The sequence below is a fragment of the Starkeya sp. ORNL1 genome (assembly GCF_012971745.1).
Taxonomy (GTDB): domain Bacteria; phylum Pseudomonadota; class Alphaproteobacteria; order Rhizobiales; family Xanthobacteraceae; genus Ancylobacter.
Genome location: NZ_CP048834.1, coordinates 1,097,169 through 1,114,852, shown reverse-complemented (window position 1 = coordinate 1,114,852; position 17,684 = coordinate 1,097,169). Strand labels below are relative to the sequence as shown.

The following is a 17,684-nucleotide window of genomic DNA, read 5'->3' as shown; positions in this document are numbered from 1 at the left end:
ACTGTGACCAAAAGCGGCGCGATGCTTTCGCGCCGCGCCTTCCTCCTGGCCGGGGCGACGCTCGGCACGGGTTCTGTGCTCGCGCCCTCGCAAACCAGCGAGGCGCGGGTGCTTCCGTCGGCGGTAGCGTCCCGCACCGTGGCGCTCTCGGCCGGCGAGATGGACCTGCATCTGCTCGGCCCCGACAAGCCCGCCACGCGCATCTTCGCCTATGATGGCGAGCCGTTCCGGCTGATCCGGGCGAAGCGCGGCGAACAGATCGAATTCACCTTCGACAATCATCTGAGCGAAGGCTCGACCGTGCATTTCCACGGCATCCGCATGCCGAACGAATATGACGGCGTGCCCACCTTGACCCAGCCCGTGGTCCAGCCCGGCGGCCGCTTCGTCTATCGCATCCCGTTCAACGATCCCGGCACCTTCTTCTTCCACCCGCATTGCGACGAGACCGGCCAGGTCGGCCGCGGTCTTGCGGGGGTGATGATCGTCGATGATCCGCGGGATCCGAAGTTCGACGCCGAGCACATTCTCTGCCTGAAGGACTGGCGGCTTGCCGAGGACGGCACGTACCTCGCCATGTCCGAGCCGGACGGCGCCTCCAAGGCCGGCACCTATGGCGCCACCCGTACCGTGAACGGCGTCCCGACGCTCGATCTCAAGGCGCCCGCAAATAGCGACGTGCGCGTGCGCATCCTCAATCTCGATTCGACGCGGGTGATGGATATCGGCGTCGAAGGCGCCGACGCGGCTTTGATCGCCATTGATGGACACGCTTTGCCGCCGATCCCGCTGGACAAGCTGCCCGACGGCATCTGGCGTTTCGGCCCGGCGCAGCGCATCGACCTGCATATCCGCATGCCCGAAGCCGGCAAGAGCGTGCAGATCGGCGATTACCGTGCCGCCGACATCTATCATTTCGCTACGCTCACCGCCGAGCCCTCCGACAAGCGCAAGCGCCCGTTCCGCGCGCTTGCTCTGCCCGCGGCCAAGCTGCCGCAGCCGGACCTGAAGCGCGCCGAACAATCGACCTTCACTCTCCAGCAGGCCACCGACGCCGCGGTGAAGGAGACCGGCTTGCCGCCGGACGATCCGCTGGCGAAAGCTTTGATCGACAGCCTGTGCGTCGGCTCGACCACCTATTGGGCGATCAGCCAGGAATCCTGGCCGACCGGCGACAAGCGCAATGTGCCGCCGCCGCTGGCGAGGATGGTCGAGGGCAAGAGCTACCGCGTCACCATCAAGAACGGCACGCGCTATCCGCATCCGGTGCACCTGCACGGCCACGCCTTCGCGGTGATCGACTCTTCGTCCGGCCGCCTGCCGAAGCACTTCGCCGACACTGTGCTGGTGCAGCCCGACGAGACCGTCGATATCGCCTTCGTCGCGGCGAGCGGCGACTGGGTGTTCCACTGCCATATATTGGAGCACATGGAGGCCGGCATGATGGGCTGGTTCCGGGTGGTGTGATGGCGGAAGGAGCGGCCGAAGCTCCCTCTCCCCGAGGGGGAGAGGGTTGGGGTGAGGGGGCGCTACGCGTCGGCAGCGTTCCTCCACCCTCACCCGGCGCTGCGCGCCGACCTCTCCCTCGAGGGAGAGGTTTGCTTGCCGCGGTACTCGCCGCTCTCCTCCTCACCCCCGCCGCGGCCGACGATGCCGGCCTCGACCGCGCCATCGGCAAGGCGCTGTTCGAGCGCGCCTGGGTGCCGGCGCCGAGCTCGACCCGCGCCAATGACGGGCTCGGCCCGCTGTTCGATGCCCGCTCCTGCGCCTCCTGCCATCCCGGCGGCGCCGGTCGCGGCGCGACCGCGCTCGATGCGCAGGGGCACCCCGAGGGCCTCGGTCTCGTGCTCTCGCTGATCCGCCCCGACGGCACGGGCGATCCGACCTATGGGCACCGGCTGGAGACCATGACGCTCCCCGGCATTCCGGCCGAGGGCGTGATCGCTGTGGATGTGCAGGATGGCGGCCGCATCCCGCGCATCGAGCAACCCGGCTACGGCCCTCTCGATCCGGCGACCCGGATCTCGCTGCGCGCCGCGCCGGACCTGCGCGGCCGAGGCCGGCTGGAGGATGTCACCGACGCCACCATCCTCGCCATGGAAGATCCCGACGACAGGAACGGCGACGGCATACGTGGCCATGCGCGCCGTCTGGCAATGCCGGAGCATGGCTCAAGTATTGGCAGGTTCGGCTGGAAGGCCAGCCACGCCACGCTGGAGAGCCAGGCCTCGGAAGCTTTCGCGCTCGATCTCGGCCTGTCGACGCCGCTGCGGCTGGAGCCGTGGGGCGACTGCACCGAGGTGCAGACCGCCTGCCGCAACGCCCCGCATGGCCGCGAGGTGGAGGGCGAGCCCGAGATTGGCGAGGCGATTGTGCAACGCCTCGTCGCCTATCTCCGTGGGCTCGACATCCCGAAATCCGAACCCGACAAGCGCGGCGCGAAGTTATTTGCAGCGGTCGGCTGCGCCGCCTGCCACCGTCCACACCTGCCCACCCGGGACGGCGGCAGCGCCGCGCTGTTCACCGATGTCTTGCTGCACGATATGGGCGAGGGGCTTGCCGATCCCACCGGCGTGCCCGGCGCCGCGGCGGGCGAATGGCGCACCGCGCCGCTCGCCGGCCTGTCGCGGGCGCTGGCGCGGGGCACCGGCCTGCTGCATGACGGGCGCGCCGCCGATGTAAACGCGGCGATCGGCTGGCACGGCGGCGAGGCCTCGTCCGCCCGCGCGCGCTTTGACAAACTGAGCGCCGGCGAGCGCCGCGCGCTCATTGAGTATGTATCCTCCCTCTGACCGAGGACTGAGAGATGTTTCGTTCTTTGATGGCCCTGCTGGTGGCGCTTGCCGCGCAGATCGGCCAGAGCGTGCCCGGCGTCGCGGCGGCCGCCGCCTTGCTGACGCAGGTCTTCGTCAGCCGCGCCCAGGCCGCTCCGGTCTCGGCACCCGAGGTGGTCGAGCAATGGCTGCTGCCACGCTATGACGCGCTCGCCGCCGCCACCACGGCGCAGCTCGATGCCTGGAAGGCCTTCTGCAAGGCACCGGGCGCGGATGGCATAGCCGGGCTCAAGCAACGCTTCGGCACGGCTTCGGATGCCTGGGCCGCTGTCGAGTTCATCACCTCCGGCCCGGTGATCCTCGCCTTGCGCGCCGACCGCTTCAACCTGTTCCCGGAGCGGCGCAATGCGGTGGCACGCTCGCTGGCCGAACTGATCGCCGATCCCAATGAGGAGCGCCTCGCCCCGGAGCGCTTCGGCCGGCTCAGCGCCGCCGCGCAGGGCCTGCCGGCGCTGGAGCGCCTGCTCTATGAGGATGGCGCGTCCGCGGCGCTGGCGAGCGGCCCGGAATCGGCGCGCCGCTGCGCCATCGGCCTCGCCATCGCCGGCAATCTCGACGAGATCGCCCGCGGCATCCGCTCCGGCTGGGGCGATCGCTCGACCGGATTGCTGGCGCAACTCATCGCCGGCAAGTCGGATCCGGTGTTCTTCCCAGATCCGAATGCGCTGCTCAGCCAGATGGTGACCGACCTAGCCGGTGCCTACCAGCGCGTCGTCGACCAGCGCTTGCTGGTGGTCGCCGGTAAGACCATTGCCGATGCCAAGCCGGCACTCGCCGACCGCCGCCGCAGTGGCCGCTCCAAGGCGACCATCCTCGCCACCATCGCCAGCGCCGACGCGCTCTCCGAGGCGCTGGCCAAGGGCCTGGATGCCAAGTCGCAGGGCGTGGTCGACAAGGCCGGCCAGGCGGCGCTCGATGCCGTGAAGCGGCTGCCCGACGATGTCGGCGCCGCCGCCGCCGACGCCAAGGGTCGTAGGGTGCTGGAGGCGACGGTTGTGGCGCTGAAGGCGGCGCAGAAGACCGTGGCCGAGCCGCTCGCCTCCGGCCTCGGCGTGCCGCTGGGTTTCAACGCGCTGGATGGGGATTAGCCGTTCTGCGTGAGTATCCTTCGAGGCCGGCCGTTGGCCGGCACCTCAGGATGTGGTCGTTCAATAAAGCAGAACCTCATCCTGAGGCGCTCGCGCAGCGAGCCTCGAAGGATGCTGAAGCCGAGCGACACCTTCCGGCCCACGGAAAAGGACACCGCCATGCGCCTCTCCGACCTCTCCCGCCGCTCGCTGCTGGCGCGGCTCGGCGGCCTTGCCCTGGCGCCGCGCGCTTTGCTCGGCGCCGCCCATGCGCAGGACCATGCGCTCGATGCGGAGTGGCTGGCGACCGCCGGCGTCGAGGGCGGCTTCGCCCCCGTCGTGCTGGCGCCCGATTATGCCGCGACCCAGGTCGGGCTCGGCACGCAGCGCCTGCATTGGGTGGAGCCGGCGCCGGATGGGCGCAGCGCCATCGCCGTCGCCCGCCGGCCGGGCACCACCGCGATCCTGTTTGACCGCATCAACGGCACGGTGACCGCTACCTTCGAGCCCGGCGAGGGGCGCGTCTTCTCCGGCCATGGCCGCTTCAGCGATGACGGCCGGCGCTTCCTGGCGGTGGAGATCGACCGGATAAGCGGGCAGGGTACCGTGACCCTGCGCGATCCCGCGGCGGGCTTCGCCATCCGCACCGAATGGGCGTCGTCCGGCATCGGCCCGCACGACCTATTGCGCGCCGGTGATGCGCTGGTGGTGGCCAATGGCGGCGTCGAGCCGCATACGCCGGAGGCGCTCGGCGCCGAGGTCGCCGGCGCCAGTATCGCCGTGATCGACCCGGCCAGCGGGGAGACCCGCGCGCTGGCGCAACTCGGCGCCGACCTGGAATCTCTCTCGCTGCGCCACCTTGCGGTCGCAGTGGACGGGCTGGTGGTGGTCGCGGCGCAGGATCTGCTCAACGACGGACTCGCCCGCCCGCTGCTCTATGCGGTGCAACCGGAGGGCGCATTGCGCGCCTTCGATGCGCCGGACGCCGAGTGGCGGGGCTTGCGCACCTATATCGGCTCCGTCGCCTTCGATGCCTCCGGGGCCTATGTCGCGGCGGCGAGCCCGCGCGGCAATCGGGTTTGCCTGTGGCAGCGCGACGGGCGCTTCATCGGCTCGGTTCCGATGGTCGACGGTTGCGGCCTCGCCGCCACCCGGGAGGCCGGCCAATTCCTTGCTACCAGCGGGCTTGGCGAGATTGCGCTCATGGTTACCGATGGTGAAGGCGTTGGTGTCGCGGCCCGGAAATCCGGCAGCTTACGTTTCGACAACCACGCCGTTCTGGTTCCCTGAGTCACGGCGTACGAGTCGCCGGCAACGGCCTTCACGGGCCCGTTACGCAATACTGGCACATTGCATTCATTGCTGATTTCTTAAGGTAAAATATGCTGAATGATACCTTAAAAAGGTATTATGATGATCCAAATGGTATCATGGCACGGAAGTATAGGCTGATCGATCTCGGAGGAGTGTTGCCTATTCGCACTAGTTGCGGAGACGGGCTTCGCTACAATCAGGGACAGTTCAATTGGGGGATGCCCACTATGAAGAAGTACCTGCTCGCGACCGTGTTCCTGGGCGCGCTCCTGCCGGTTTCCGGCGCCTACGCAGCTGACCTGTCCTACCCGGTGAAGGCTCCGCCGGTCGTGGTGATCCCGGTGTTCTCCTGGACTGGCTTCTACCTCGGCGCGAACGTCGGCTACGGCGGCGACAAGTTCAAATATCCGTACAATGTCTCGGATGATTTCCGCGAAGACGACTTCGATCTCAACGGTGATTTCAAGCTCACCTCGAGCGGCTTCTTCGGCGGCGGTCAGATCGGCTACAACTACCAGTTCGACAATAGCTGGGTGATCGGCATCGAGGCCGATTTCCAGTGGTCGGGCATCGAGGGCGAGCTTTCCGGTAACGCTTCTCTGGACGTTAACGGCAATAACGAGCTTGACGCCAGCTTCAGCGCCGGCTCCGAGGTCGAGTGGTTCGGCACCATCCGCGGCCGCCTCGGCTATGCGTGGGACAAGGTCTTCCTGTACGGCACCGGTGGTGCTGCCTACGGCAAGGTCAAGTCGCATTACAGCATCAATATCGACGATTTCAACGCCAGCGACTCGGTGAGCGACACCCAGTGGGGCTGGACGGTCGGTGCTGGTCTCGAATACGCCATCACCAACAACTGGACCTTCAAGACCGAATATCTCTACGTCGATCTGGGCAGCCAGAACCTCGTTGACATCTCGGATGATGGTTTCAACGCCAATCTCGACGTCGAGACCAAGTTCCACACCATCAAGGCCGGCCTGAACTACAAGTTCTGATCGTCTTCGCGAATCTTCCCGCGACCAGCCTTTGAAGGGCCGCACGCAAGTGCGGCCCTTTTTCTTTGTTCGTGCTGCTACCGGTCGTCATCCCGGACGGCCGCAAGGCCCAGCCGGGATCCCAGACAAGGTGTTGGGCGGGACTTCACGCGATCCCGGCTCTTCGGCCGGGATGACGACAGGTTGGAGAAAAAGAACGACCTTATCCTGAGGTGCCCGGCAAAGCCGGGCCTCGAAGGATGCTGAAGCAGGAGGGCGCGCCTCTCTTCCCTTTTGCCGCGCACGGGAGGATAAAGGCGCAAGTCGCCTGTTCATCATCAAGAACAACATCCAGCGCGCGTAAAATGAACTCGCTCTTTGCCAACCTGCCTACCACCGTGTTCGAAACCATGTCGCGGCTCGCCCGCGAGCATGGCGCCGTCAATCTCGGCCAGGGCTTTCCGGATGATCCCGGCCCCGAGGACGTGCGGGCGAAGGCAGCGGAGGCGGTGCTCAACGGCTGGAACCAATACCCGCCGATGATGGGCGTGCCGGAATTGCGCCATGCCGTTGCCCGCCATTACCGGGACTGGCAGGGCCTCGATCTCGATGCCGAGAGCGAGGTGATGATTACCTCCGGCGCCACCGAGGCGATCGCCGGCGCGCTGTTCGCGCTGATCGAGCCCGGCGATGAAGTGGTGCTGTTCCAGCCGCTTTACGATGCCTATTTGCCGCTGGTGCAGCGCGCCGGCGGCGTGCCGCGCCTCGTCGGCCTGTCGCCGCCCGGCTGGCGGATCACCGAAGAGGCGCTGGAGCGCGCCTTCTCAGCCCGCACCCGCGTCGTGCTGTTCAACAACCCGCACAATCCGACCGGCCGCGTCTTCGATGCCGAGGAACTGGAACTGCTCGCCCGCTTTGTACGGCGCAGCAATGCCGTGCTGGTGTCCGACGAGGTGTGGGAGCACGTGGTGTTCGATGGTCGCCGCCACGTCTCCGTGCTCGCATTGCCGGGCCTGCGCGAGCGCGCGGTCAAGATCGGCTCGGCCGGCAAGATCTTCGGCATGACCGGCTGGAAGGTCGGCTTCGTCTGCGCCGCGCCGGAACTGATGCGGGCGCTGTCGAAAGCGCACCAGTTCCTCACCTTCACCACGCCGCCCTCGCTCCAGCAAGCCGTCGCCTATGGGCTCGGCAAGGAGCCGGAATGGTTCGAGGCGATGCGCGCCGGCCTGCAGCGCTCGCGCGACCGGCTGGGGCAGGGGCTGGCGGATCTCGGCTACCGGGTGCTGCCTTCGGCCGGCACCTATTTCCTCAATATCGATATCGGTCCGCTCGGTGCGACGCTTGATGATGAGGCCTTCTGCCGCCGGCTGGTGGCGGAGGGTGGCGTCGCCGCCATTCCGGTCTCGGCCTTTTACGCCCAGGAGCCGGTGCGCAGCGTGGTGCGCTTCTGCTTTGCCAAGCATGACGCCACGCTGGATTCCGCGATTAGCCGGCTATCTGCCTTCATTCCGGCATTTGTGACAGCGTGAGCCTTGCGGCCGATGCATGCATAGGGATTCGGCTGCCGCCGGAGCATGCATTTGGTGAGGGCCTGCCGCCTTTCTAGGCAAAGCTCGCGGTAATTCGACTTTCCGAGCGTTGCCGAAGGTATCTCGCGGGCGCTGGCCGGTGCCCCGGCTCGCTTGGCACGGCCATTGCTAACCTTCTGACCCGGCGCGCGGACGGGGGTCCTGCGTGCGAACTCCAGAAGGGAACGACTATGTTTAATCTGTTTTCCCATGCGGGCCGCGTGGCCGCGGGCGCGGCTGCGCTCGTGCTGGCCGGCGCTCTCGTCCCCGCCAAGGCCCAGGAGACGATCAAGGTCGGCGTGCTGCACTCGCTTTCCGGCACCATGGCCATCAGCGAGACCACGCTGAAGGACACCGTGTTGTTCCTCGTCGACGAGCAGAACAAGAAGGGTGGCGTGCTCGGCAAGAAGCTCGAGGCGGTGGTCGTCGATCCTGCTTCCAACTGGCCGCTGTTCGCCGAAAAGGCCCGCGAGCTGATTTCCAAGGACAAGGTCGCCGTGGTGTTCGGCTGCTGGACCTCGGTGTCCCGCAAGTCCGTGCTGCCGGTGTTCAAGGAACTGAACTCCATCCTCTTCTATCCCGTCCAGTACGAGGGCGAGGAGAGCGAGCGCAACGTGTTCTACACCGGCGCCGCTCCGAACCAGCAGGCGATCCCGGCGGTCGACTATCTGATGTCGAAGGACGGCGGCGAGGTGAAGCGCTGGGTGCTGGCCGGCACCGACTACGTCTATCCGCGCACCACCAACAAGATCCTCGAGGCGTACCTGCTCTCCAAGGGCGTCGCGAAGGAAGACATCATGATCAACTACACGCCGTTTGGTCATTCCGACTGGCAGACGATCGTGGCGGACATCAAGAAGTTCGGCTCGACCGGCAAGAAGACCGCGGTAGTCTCGACCATCAATGGCGACGCCAACGTTCCGTTCTACAAGGAACTCGGCAACCAGGGCATCAAGGCCACCGACATCCCGGTGGTGGCGTTCTCGGTCGGCGAAGAAGAGCTCGCGGGCATCGACACCAAGCCGCTGGTCGGCCATCTCGCCGCCTGGAACTACTTCGAGTCGATCGATACCCCTGCCAACAAGGACTTCATCGCCAAGTGGCAGGCCTATACCAAGAACCCGAAGCGCACCACCAATGACCCGATGGAAGCCACCGTCATCGGCTTCAACGCCTGGGTCGCCGCGGTCGAGAAGGTGAAGTCCACCGACGCCGACAAGGTGATCGACGCCCTGCCGGGAATCAAGGTGCCGAACCTCACCGGCGGCGTCGCCGAAGTGCTGCCGAACCACCACATCACCAAGCCCGTCTTCATCGGCGAGATCGAGGATAACGGCCAGTTCGACGTGGTGTGGAAGAGCAACGGTCTGGTGCCGGGCGACGCCTGGTCCGACTTCCTCGAAGGCTCGAAGGACCTCGACGCCGACTGGGTGAAGCTGAAGTGCGGCAACTACAACGCCAAGACCAAGAAGTGCGGCGGCGCGTGAGATCACGGCCTTAGCCCCTCGCCCCCATGGGAAGAGGGAGAAGAATGCGGCCGGGCGGGGCGTTGCAGCCCCGCCCGTTCCACCTGCCGATCGGCGTTTTGTCGATCGCGCTTTTGCCGATCGAACTTCAGGAATTGTGATGCGGCTTCCATCGAGCTTCGCCGCCGCCCTGTTTTTGGGGCTGGCGCTGTTTGCGGCCCTCCTGCCGTCCGATGCCAAGGCGGGTCCCTATGAGGACGCCCTCGCGAAATTCACCACCGACTCCTACGCCGACACCTTCGCCGGGCTTGGCCTGCTGGTCACCAGCGGCAATGAGCGCGCCGGCAGCGTGGTCGCGGCGCTGGGCGACGGCCGGCTGCTGTTCGATCCGGCGAGCAAGCTCGTCTACATCAAGGGCACCGACGGTGCGTTGATCGACGCCACCACCGGCGCCCCGGCGACCGTCGATGCGGCGAGCCTGAAGACGGTTCGTGCCAATAACCGGGTGCGCGGCGCCATCGAGGCCGCCAGTGGCGCGCTCTCGCTGATGGCGCCGGACCCGGCCAAGCGGCTTGAGGCTGCGATCTCGGTGTTCAAGTCGCGCGATGTCGCGGCGTTGCCCGCATTGCAGACCGCGCTCGCCCGCGAGACCGATCCGAAGGTGAAGGCGGCGATGGAGGAGGCCCGCGCGGCGCTCATCATCGGTAATCCTGCCGCGCCTGAGGCCGAGCGCGTCGCCGCGGTCGCCACCATCGCCGATGCCGGCGACCAGGACGCGCTCGCCATTCTGCGCAACCTGCCGGCCGACACCCCGGCCACGGTGAAGTCCGCCGCGGCAACCGCCATTGCCGGCATCGACCGCAACCTCGCGGTCTGGGGCGTGGCGCAGAATGTCTGGTACGGCGTCTCGCTCGGCTCGGTGCTGCTGCTGGCCGCCATCGGCCTCGCCATCACCTTCGGCGTGATGGGCGTCATCAACATGGCCCATGGCGAGATGGTGATGCTCGGCGCCTACACCACTTTCGTGGTGCAGGAGGCGATCCGCTCCTATGCGCCCGGCTTGTTCGACTGGTCGCTCATCATCGCCATCCCGCTCGCCTTCATCTTCACCGCGCTGATCGGCGTGATCATCGAGCGCACCGTGATCCGTTTCCTCTATGGCCGCGCGCTGGAAACCCTGCTCGCCACATGGGGCATCTCGCTGATCCTGCAGCAGGCCATCCGCACCATATTCGGCGCCAACAACCGCGAGGTCGGCGCGCCGAGTTGGATGTCCGGCACCTTCGATATCGGCCATCTCTCGGTCACCTATGGCCGGATGTGGATCATTGTCTTCGCCATCCTGGTGTTCATCGCGCTGATGGGCGTGCTGCGGCTGACCCGCATCGGGCTGGAGATGCGCGCGGTGACGCAGAACCGCCGCATGGCCGCCTCCATGGGCATCCGCACCAACTGGGTCGACGCCGCCACCTTCGGCCTCGGCTCCGGCATTGCCGGCATGGCGGGCGTGGCGCTGTCGCAGATCGATAACGTGTCGCCCAATCTCGGCCAGAGCTACATCATCGACAGCTTCCTGGTCGTGGTGTTCGGCGGCGTCGGCAATCTCTGGGGCACGCTGGTCGGCGCCATGTCGCTCGGCATCGCCAACAAGCTGCTGGAGCCCTATGCCGGCGCAGTGCTCGGCAAGATCGCGCTGCTGGTGATCGTCATCCTGTTCATCCAGAAGCGACCGCGCGGCCTGTTCGCGCTGAAGGGAAGGGCGATCGAGGCATGAGTACGCCCAGCACCAGTACGCCCAGCATGAATACGCCCGGCACAGGCCCGCTCGACACGCCGATTCCGGCGCTGCTCGGCACGAGCGGCCGCATCTTCCTCGCCATCGTCATCGGCGCGGCCATCCTCATCCCGGCGCTGAACCTGTTCACCGCGCCGGACTCCGCCCTGCACGTGCCGACCTATGTGATGGCGCTGCTCGGCAAATATCTCTGCTACGCGCTGCTCGCGCTCTCAGTCGATCTGATCTGGGGCTATGTCGGCATCCTCTCGCTCGGCCACGGCGCCTTCTTCGCGCTCGGCGGCTATGCGATGGGCATGTACCTGATGCGCCAGATCGGGACCCGCGGCGTCTATGGCGATCCGGTGCTGCCGGACTTCATGGTGTTCCTGAACTGGAAGGAACTGCCCTGGTTCTGGTACGGCTTCGACTGGTTCCCCTTCGCCGTGATCATGGTGCTGCTGGCGCCGGGCATCCTCGCTCTGGTGTTCGGCTGGTTCGCCTTCCGCTCGCGCGTCACCGGCGTCTATCTGTCGATCATCACCCAGGCGATGACCTTCGCCTTGCTGCTGGCCTTCTTCCGCAACGACATGGGCTTTGGCGGCAATAACGGCCTGACCGACTTCAAGGATATCCTCGGCTTCAACATCCAGGCCGACGGTACCCGCGCCGTGCTGTTTGCGCTCTCCGCGCTCGCGCTCGCCGGCGGCTATGTGCTGTGCCGGTTCCTGGTGCGCTCGCATTTCGGCAAGGTGCTGATCGCCATCCGCGACGCCGAGACCCGGGTGCGCTTCACCGGCTATCGCGCCGAAAACTACAAGCTGGTCGCCTTCGTGGTCTCGGCCTGCCTCGCCGGCATTGCCGGGGCGCTCTATGTGCCGCAGGTCGGCATCATCAATCCGAGCGAGTTCTCCCCCGCCAACTCCATCGAGATCATCGTCTGGGTGGCGGTTGGGGGACGCGGCACGCTCGCCGGCGCGGCGCTTGGCGCCGTTCTGGTGAACTACGCCAAGACCTATTTCACCTCCGGCTTCCTCGCGCCCTACTGGCTGTTCATGCTGGGCGGCCTGTTCGTCGCGGTGACGCTGTTCCTGCCAAAGGGCATCCTCGGCACCTTCCTGGAATGGCGGGCCAAGCGCTTGCCATCGCCCGATGTGCTGCCCGAGGTCGCCGAACCCAAGCCGGCCGAGTGAGGAGGCGGACATGAGCGACATTGATACGCTGGAGCCGCCCGCAGAGCACGAGGCCAGGGCCATCTCCGACAGGAGCCTCACCGAGGCGCTGCTCTATCTCAACGACGTGACCGTCACCTTCGATGGCTTCCGAGCCTTGAACGCGCTGTCCTTCACCGTCGATCCCGGCGAGATGCGGGCCATCATCGGCCCGAACGGCGCCGGCAAGACCACGATGATGGACGTCATCACCGGCAAGACCCGGCCGGACCGCGGCGACGTATTGTTCGCCGGCACCACCGACCTCACCAAGCTCGACGAGACCGAGATCTGCACGCTCGGCATCGGCCGCAAGTTCCAGAAGCCGACGGTGTTCGAGAGCCACACGGTGATCGACAATCTGCGCCTCGCCCTGAAGGGCCAGCGCGGCGCGCTCGCCAATATCTTCCAGAAGGAAACCGGTGCGCAGCGCGACCGCATCGACGAGATCTTCCACACCATCAAGCTCTCGGATCACCGCAACCGCCTGGGCGGCGCGCTCTCGCATGGCCAGAAGCAGTGGCTGGAGATCGGCATGTTGCTGGCGCAGGACCCGAAGCTGCTTCTCGTCGACGAGCCGGTCGCCGGCATGACCGATGCCGAGACCGCGCAGACCGCGGAATTGCTGCGCTCGATCCACGATAACGGGCACTCCGTGGTTGTGGTCGAGCACGACATGACCTTCGTGCGTGATCTCGGCGTGCGCGTGATGTGCCTGCACGAAGGCTCGGTGCTGGCGGAAGGCTCGCTCGACCAGGTCAGCGCCAATGAGCGCGTCATCGAAGTGTATCTGGGGCGCTGACGCATCATGCTCGAAGTCAAGGACGTCAATCTGTTCTACGGCGCCGCCCAGGCACTGCGCGGGGTCTCGCTGAAGGCCGAGGCCGGCAAGGTCACGTGCGTGCTCGGGCGCAATGGTGTCGGCAAGACCAGCCTGATGCGCGCCATTGTCGGCCAGGCGCCGATCGCCAGGGGGGCCATCCATTTCAATGGCGCCGACATCACCACCCTGGCGCCGGCCGAGCGCGCGCGCCGCGGCATCGCCTTCGTGCCGCAGGGCCGCGAGATCTTTCCGCTCCTCACCGTGGCGGAAAATCTGGAGACCGGCTTCGCGCCGCTGAAGCGCAGCGAGCGCGAGATACCGGACGATGTGTTCTCGCTGTTTCCGGTGCTGGATTCCATGCTGCGCCGGCGTGGCGGCGACCTCTCCGGCGGCCAGCAGCAGCAGCTCGCCATCGGCCGCGCACTGGTGATGCGGCCCAAGGTGCTGGTGCTGGACGAGCCGACCGAGGGCATCCAGCCCTCCATCATCAAGGACATCGGCAACGCCATCCGTTATCTGCGTTCCAAGGGCGACATGGCGATCGTGCTGGTCGAGCAGTATTTTGACTTCGCCAAGGAACTTGCCGACCATTTCATCGTGATGGAGCGCGGCGCGGTGGTGATGTCGGGCGACGGCGCGGCGCTCGAGGACCCGGATGTACGTAACCGCATTGCCGTCTGATTTCTCTCCGATCGAGCGCGTTCCCGCCGGCTTGCGCTCGCATGGCCGGGTGCTGGTCGAGGCGAGGGCGCTGGGTGAGCGCACCGTGCTCGGCCGGCTGGAGGAGGCCGGGCCGAGCCGCGCCCGTTTCCCGCGCTCCGGCAAGCGCGGTGCCGCGCTGGAGGCGGTGCTGATCAATACCGGCGGAGGGATCGCGGGCGGCGACGCGGTGGCGACGCAGATGATCGCCCGCGCCGGTGCCCATCTGGTGGCGACGACGCAGGCGGCGGAGAAGATCTATCGCTCCGACGGCGCGGTCTCGAAGATCGACGTCGATCTCCTGGTCGAGCCCGGCGCCAGCCTCGACTGGCTGCCGCAATGGACCATCCTCTTCGATCAGGCGAGGGTGGAGCGCACCATCTCCGCCGAGGTCAGGGAGGGCGCCCGCCTGCTTCTGGTGGAACCGGTCGCGCTCGGCCGCGCCGCGCGGGGCGAGCGCTTTGCGACCGGGGCGCTCCATGATCGCTGGCGCATCCGTCGCAATGGCCGGCTGATCTATGCCGATGGGCTCGATCTCGGCGGCGACATAGCAAAGCTGCTCGATCGCCCCAGCATTGCTCTGGGGGCGGCCGCCTTTGCCACGGTTCTGCTGGTGGCCCCCGATGCCGAGGCGCGGCTGGAGGCGGTGCGCGCTGCGCTCGGTCTGCCCGATGATCTCGCCCCCACGCTCGAGGCCGGCGCCAGCGCCTGGGACGGCATGCTTTCGGTTCGCCTGCTGGCGCGCGACAGCGCGGTACTGGACAAGGCGCTGCGCCGCATCATCGGCGAATTGGGCATAGCTGACCCGCCGCGCATCTGGCATTCCTGATGCCTGTTTTCCGCTTCTGATCCGCCTGTTTCCGGAGAGTCCCGATGAATCTGAGCCCCCGTGAGAAGGACAAGCTGCTGGTCGCCATGGCTGCCATGGTGGCGCGCCGCCGGTTGGAGCGCGGCGTGAAGCTCAACCATCCGGAGGCGATCGCGCTGATCACCGATGTCGTCATCGAGGGCGCGCGCGACGGCAAGAGCGTCGCCGAACTGATGACCCTTGGCGCCACCGTGCTGACCGCCGAGCAGGTGATGCCCGGCATCGCCGAGATCATCCATGACGTGCAGGTCGAGGCGACCTTCCCGGATGGCACCAAGCTGGTGACGGTGCATGAGCCGATCCGCGGCGCGCATGCCGCCGTCGTGCCCGGCGAGGTGCTGGTGGAGGACGGCGAGATCGAGCTGCTCGCCGGCCGCGAGACCGTCGCGCTCACGGTCGCCAATACCGGCGACCGGCCGATCCAGGTCGGCAGCCATTACCATTTCTTCGAGACCAACCCGGCGCTCGCCTTCGAGCGGGACAAGGCGCGCGGCATGCGCCTCGCCATCCCCTCCGGCACCGCGGTGCGCTTCGAGCCCGGCCAGTCCCGCGAGGTGACGCTGGTCGCGCTCGCCGGCAAGCGCGAGGTCTATGGGTTCCGGCAGGACGTGATGGGGAAGCTGTGAGTTGCCTTGCGGAAGGCTGTCGTAAGGCATATCTTCAAAGTAAGGAGATTGCGTCATGCCTTACGAGACTGACATCACCCTCACCAGCAAGGGCCAGTTCACCTTGCCGGCCGAACTGCGCAAGCGCTGGAACATGAAGGCCGGCGACAAGCTCCACGTGGTACTCCGCGACGACGGCACCGCCGAGGTGGCGCCGCGCAAGCCGAAGCGTTTCCTCGACTGGGTGCGCTCGCGCGAGCCGGTGAAGCTGGAGCGGCCGCTGACGGACGAGGATATCGACGCGGCGATCGACGAAGCGATGCGGGAACGCTATTTGAGCGGGCTGGGCAAGAAGCCATGATCGGGTTCGACACCAATGTCCTGCTGCGTCTGATCCTGCAGGACAGCCCGATCGAAAGCGGGAAGGCACAGCAACTACTCGAATCCATCGCTCCCGACACGCCCGTGCTCGTCAATGCGGTCGTCGTCCACGAGATGGTGTGGGTGCTGCGTCGCACGCTCGGCTGGAGCAAGGCGGATGTGCTGTCGGTCCTGCAATCGCTGCTCGATCAGGACGACCTGACCTTCTCGCATGAAGGGGCGATCCGCCGCGCCATGGCCGCATGGGAAGATGGATCCGCTCACTTCGCCGACTACTTCATCGCCGAGATCAATGCCGATCTCGAGTGTGCGACGACCTATACGTTCGATCGAAAAGCCGCCACGCATCCCGCCTTCTCACCCGTGATGTGACGAGACCCCCATGTCCCTGAAGATCTCCCGCGCCTTCTATGCCGAGATGTACGGCCCCACCACCGGCGATCGGGTGCGCCTTGCCGATACCTCGCTCGTCATCGAGGTGGAGCGCGACCTCACCGTCTATGGTGAGGAGGTGAAGTTCGGCGGCGGCAAGACCATTCGCGACGGCATGGGGCAGGCGCAGACCACGCGGGCCGGCGGCACCGCCGACACGGTCATCACCAATGCGCTGATCCTCGATCATTGGGGGATCGTGAAGGCCGATATCGGCCTGCGCGACGGCCGCATCCTCGCCATCGGCAAGGCCGGCAATCCGGATATCCAGCCGGGGATCGATATCGTTATCGGGCCGGGCACCGAGATCATCGCCGGCGAGGGCAAGATCGTCACCGCCGGCGGCTTCGACTGCCACATCCATTTCATCTGCCCGCAGCAGATCGAGCATGCGCTGATGAGCGGCGTCACCACCATGCTCGGCGGCGGCACCGGGCCGGCGGCCGGCACCAACGCCACCACCTGCACACCCGGTGCCTGGCACATCGAGATGATGCTGCGCGCCTTCGACAGCTTCCCGGTGAACCTCGCGCTCTCCGGCAAGGGTAATGCCTCGCTGCCCGCGGCGCTCACCGAGCAGATCGAGGCCGGCGCCTGTTCGCTGAAGCTGCACGAGGACTGGGGCACCACGCCCGCGGCCATCGACTGCGCTTTGTCGGTGGCGGACGAGCATGACATCCAGATCATGATCCACACCGACACGCTCAATGAGAGCGGCTTCGTCGAGGACACCGTCGCCGCCTTCAAGGGCCGTACCATCCACGCCTTCCACACCGAAGGTGCCGGCGGCGGCCATGCGCCCGATATCATGAAGGTGGCAAGCCTGCCGAACGTGCTGCCGTCCTCCACCAACCCGACGCGGCCCTTCACGGTGAACACGCTCGACGAGCATCTCGACATGCTCATGGTGTGCCACCACCTCGATCCGCTGATCGCCGAAGACCTCGCCTTCGCCGAGAGCCGCATCCGCAAGGAGACCATCGCGGCGGAGGACATCCTCCACGATCTCGGCGCGCTCTCGATGATCTCGTCCGACAGCCAGGCCATGGGCCGGCTCGGCGAAGTGATCACCCGCACCTGGCAGACCGCGCACAAGATGAAGCTGCAGCGCGGCCCGCTGCCCGGGGATTCCGAGCGTAACGACAATCTGCGCGCCAAGCGCTATGTGGCGAAATACACCATCAATCCCGCCATCGCCCACGGCATCTCGCGCCATATCGGCTCGGTGGAGCCGGGCAAGCTCGCCGACCTCGTCATCTGGTCGCCGGCCTTCTTCGGCACCAAGCCGGACATGGTGGTGAAGGGCGGCGCCATCGTCGCGGCGCAGATGGGCGATCCCAACGCCTCGATCCCGACCCCGCAGCCGGTTCACTATCGCGAGATGTTCGGTGCCTACGGCAAGGCCCGTACCGCCACGTCGGTGACCTTCACCTCGCGCGCGGCCGTCGAGCGCGGCGTCGGCGCCCGGCTTGGGCTGGAGAAGGCTTTCCTCGCTGTGGAGAACGTCCGCGCCGGCATCGGCAAGGCCTCGATGATCCACAACAGCGCGACGCCGCACATCGAGATCGACCCGGAGACCTATGAGGTCCGCGCCGATGGCGAACTGCTCACCTGCGCACCGGCGACCGAGCTGCCCATGGCGCAGCGCTACTTCCTGTTCTAAGT

Annotated in this window: 16 protein-coding genes; all 16 read left to right on the top strand. The window is 66.6% G+C overall.

What is annotated here, in order from left to right:
* Positions 1-3 precede the first annotated feature (3 nt).
* The 16 genes from G3545_RS05470 to ureC all read left to right on the top strand — a co-directional run bounded on the left by G3545_RS05470 (position 4) and on the right by ureC (position 17,682).
* On the top strand, positions 4-1,467 hold the full coding sequence (locus G3545_RS05470) for a multicopper oxidase family protein (protein ID WP_170010573.1): 1,464 nt from the start codon (positions 4-6) through the stop codon (positions 1,465-1,467).
* A gap of 131 nt (positions 1,468-1,598) precedes the next feature.
* Positions 1,599-2,792 (top strand): di-heme oxidoredictase family protein, encoded by a 1,194-nt coding sequence (locus tag G3545_RS05465; protein ID WP_246702703.1) that lies wholly within the window; start codon positions 1,599-1,601, stop codon positions 2,790-2,792.
* Between the two features lie 14 nt (positions 2,793-2,806).
* Positions 2,807-3,922 (top strand): imelysin family protein, encoded by a 1,116-nt coding sequence (locus G3545_RS05460; protein WP_170010569.1) that lies wholly within the window; start codon positions 2,807-2,809, stop codon positions 3,920-3,922.
* A gap of 111 nt (positions 3,923-4,033) precedes the next feature.
* Positions 4,034-5,191 (top strand): DUF1513 domain-containing protein, encoded by a 1,158-nt coding sequence (locus G3545_RS05455; protein WP_246702702.1) that lies wholly within the window; start codon positions 4,034-4,036, stop codon positions 5,189-5,191.
* Positions 5,192-5,442: 251 nt separating this feature from the next.
* Positions 5,443-6,213 carry an outer membrane protein gene (locus G3545_RS05450; protein WP_170010567.1) on the top strand — a complete coding sequence of 257 codons (771 nt, stop codon included), beginning with the start codon at positions 5,443-5,445 and terminating at the stop codon, positions 6,211-6,213.
* 344 nt (positions 6,214-6,557) lie between these two features.
* Positions 6,558-7,721, top strand: a complete 1,164-nt coding sequence (locus tag G3545_RS05445) for an aminotransferase (protein ID WP_170010565.1) — start codon at positions 6,558-6,560, stop codon at positions 7,719-7,721.
* Between the two features lie 230 nt (positions 7,722-7,951).
* Positions 7,952-9,247: an urea ABC transporter substrate-binding protein gene (gene urtA / locus G3545_RS05440; RefSeq protein WP_170010563.1), complete on the top strand. Its 1,296-nt coding sequence runs from the start codon at positions 7,952-7,954 to the stop codon at positions 9,245-9,247.
* A gap of 139 nt (positions 9,248-9,386) precedes the next feature.
* Positions 9,387-11,000, top strand: a complete 1,614-nt coding sequence (urtB, locus tag G3545_RS05435) for an urea ABC transporter permease subunit UrtB (protein WP_170010561.1) — start codon at positions 9,387-9,389, stop codon at positions 10,998-11,000.
* 26 nt (positions 11,001-11,026) lie between these two features.
* On the top strand, positions 11,027-12,193 hold the full coding sequence (urtC, locus tag G3545_RS05430) for an urea ABC transporter permease subunit UrtC (RefSeq protein WP_170017921.1): 1,167 nt from the start codon (positions 11,027-11,029) through the stop codon (positions 12,191-12,193).
* 10 nt (positions 12,194-12,203) lie between these two features.
* Positions 12,204-13,013: an urea ABC transporter ATP-binding protein UrtD gene (urtD, locus tag G3545_RS05425; RefSeq protein ID WP_170010559.1), complete on the top strand. Its 810-nt coding sequence runs from the start codon at positions 12,204-12,206 to the stop codon at positions 13,011-13,013.
* Between the two features lie 6 nt (positions 13,014-13,019).
* Positions 13,020-13,715, top strand: coding sequence for an urea ABC transporter ATP-binding subunit UrtE (gene urtE / locus G3545_RS05420; RefSeq protein WP_170010557.1), 696 nt, complete (start codon positions 13,020-13,022; stop codon positions 13,713-13,715).
* Entirely contained in the window at positions 13,690-14,562 is an 873-nt protein-coding gene (locus G3545_RS05415) for an urease accessory protein UreD (protein ID WP_170010555.1), read from the top strand. The genes urtE and G3545_RS05415 overlap by 26 nt, the downstream gene beginning before the upstream one ends.
* 44 nt (positions 14,563-14,606) lie before the next feature.
* On the top strand, positions 14,607-15,227 hold the full coding sequence (locus tag G3545_RS05410; protein WP_170010553.1) for an urease subunit gamma: 621 nt from the start codon (positions 14,607-14,609) through the stop codon (positions 15,225-15,227).
* A gap of 55 nt (positions 15,228-15,282) precedes the next feature.
* Complete coding sequence (locus G3545_RS05405) at positions 15,283-15,567, top strand: AbrB/MazE/SpoVT family DNA-binding domain-containing protein (RefSeq protein WP_170010551.1); 285 nt, start codon at positions 15,283-15,285, stop codon at positions 15,565-15,567.
* Positions 15,564-15,959 carry a type II toxin-antitoxin system VapC family toxin gene (locus G3545_RS05400; protein WP_170010549.1) on the top strand — a complete coding sequence of 132 codons (396 nt, stop codon included), beginning with the start codon at positions 15,564-15,566 and terminating at the stop codon, positions 15,957-15,959. Before G3545_RS05405 ends, G3545_RS05400 begins: the two co-directional genes overlap by 4 nt.
* Positions 15,960-15,969: 10 nt before the next feature.
* Complete coding sequence (gene ureC / locus G3545_RS05395) at positions 15,970-17,682, top strand: urease subunit alpha (RefSeq protein WP_170010547.1); 1,713 nt, start codon at positions 15,970-15,972, stop codon at positions 17,680-17,682.
* Positions 17,683-17,684 lie beyond the last annotated feature (2 nt).

Excerpts from the sequence above, each read along its gene's own strand:
- G3545_RS05460 (WP_170010569.1), top strand. The coding sequence starts at position 2,807 with ATGTTTCGTTCTTTGATGGCCCTGCTGGTGGCGCTTGCCGCGCAGATC.
- G3545_RS05455 (WP_246702702.1), top strand. The coding sequence starts at position 4,034 with ATGCTGAAGCCGAGCGACACCTTCCGGCCCACGGAAAAGGACACCGCC.
- G3545_RS05450 (WP_170010567.1), top strand. The coding sequence starts at position 5,443 with ATGAAGAAGTACCTGCTCGCGACCGTGTTCCTGGGCGCGCTCCTGCCG.
- G3545_RS05445 (WP_170010565.1), top strand. The coding sequence starts at position 6,558 with ATGAACTCGCTCTTTGCCAACCTGCCTACCACCGTGTTCGAAACCATG.
- urtA (WP_170010563.1), top strand. The coding sequence starts at position 7,952 with ATGTTTAATCTGTTTTCCCATGCGGGCCGCGTGGCCGCGGGCGCGGCT.
- urtB (WP_170010561.1), top strand. The coding sequence starts at position 9,387 with ATGCGGCTTCCATCGAGCTTCGCCGCCGCCCTGTTTTTGGGGCTGGCG.
- urtC (WP_170017921.1), top strand. The coding sequence starts at position 11,027 with ATGAATACGCCCGGCACAGGCCCGCTCGACACGCCGATTCCGGCGCTG.
- urtD (WP_170010559.1), top strand. The coding sequence starts at position 12,204 with ATGAGCGACATTGATACGCTGGAGCCGCCCGCAGAGCACGAGGCCAGG.
- urtE (WP_170010557.1), top strand. The coding sequence starts at position 13,020 with ATGCTCGAAGTCAAGGACGTCAATCTGTTCTACGGCGCCGCCCAGGCA.
- G3545_RS05415 (WP_170010555.1), top strand. The coding sequence starts at position 13,690 with ATGTACGTAACCGCATTGCCGTCTGATTTCTCTCCGATCGAGCGCGTT.
- G3545_RS05410 (WP_170010553.1), top strand. The coding sequence starts at position 14,607 with ATGAATCTGAGCCCCCGTGAGAAGGACAAGCTGCTGGTCGCCATGGCT.
- G3545_RS05405 (WP_170010551.1), top strand. The coding sequence starts at position 15,283 with ATGCCTTACGAGACTGACATCACCCTCACCAGCAAGGGCCAGTTCACC.
- G3545_RS05400 (WP_170010549.1), top strand. The coding sequence starts at position 15,564 with ATGATCGGGTTCGACACCAATGTCCTGCTGCGTCTGATCCTGCAGGAC.
- ureC (WP_170010547.1), top strand. The coding sequence starts at position 15,970 with ATGTCCCTGAAGATCTCCCGCGCCTTCTATGCCGAGATGTACGGCCCC.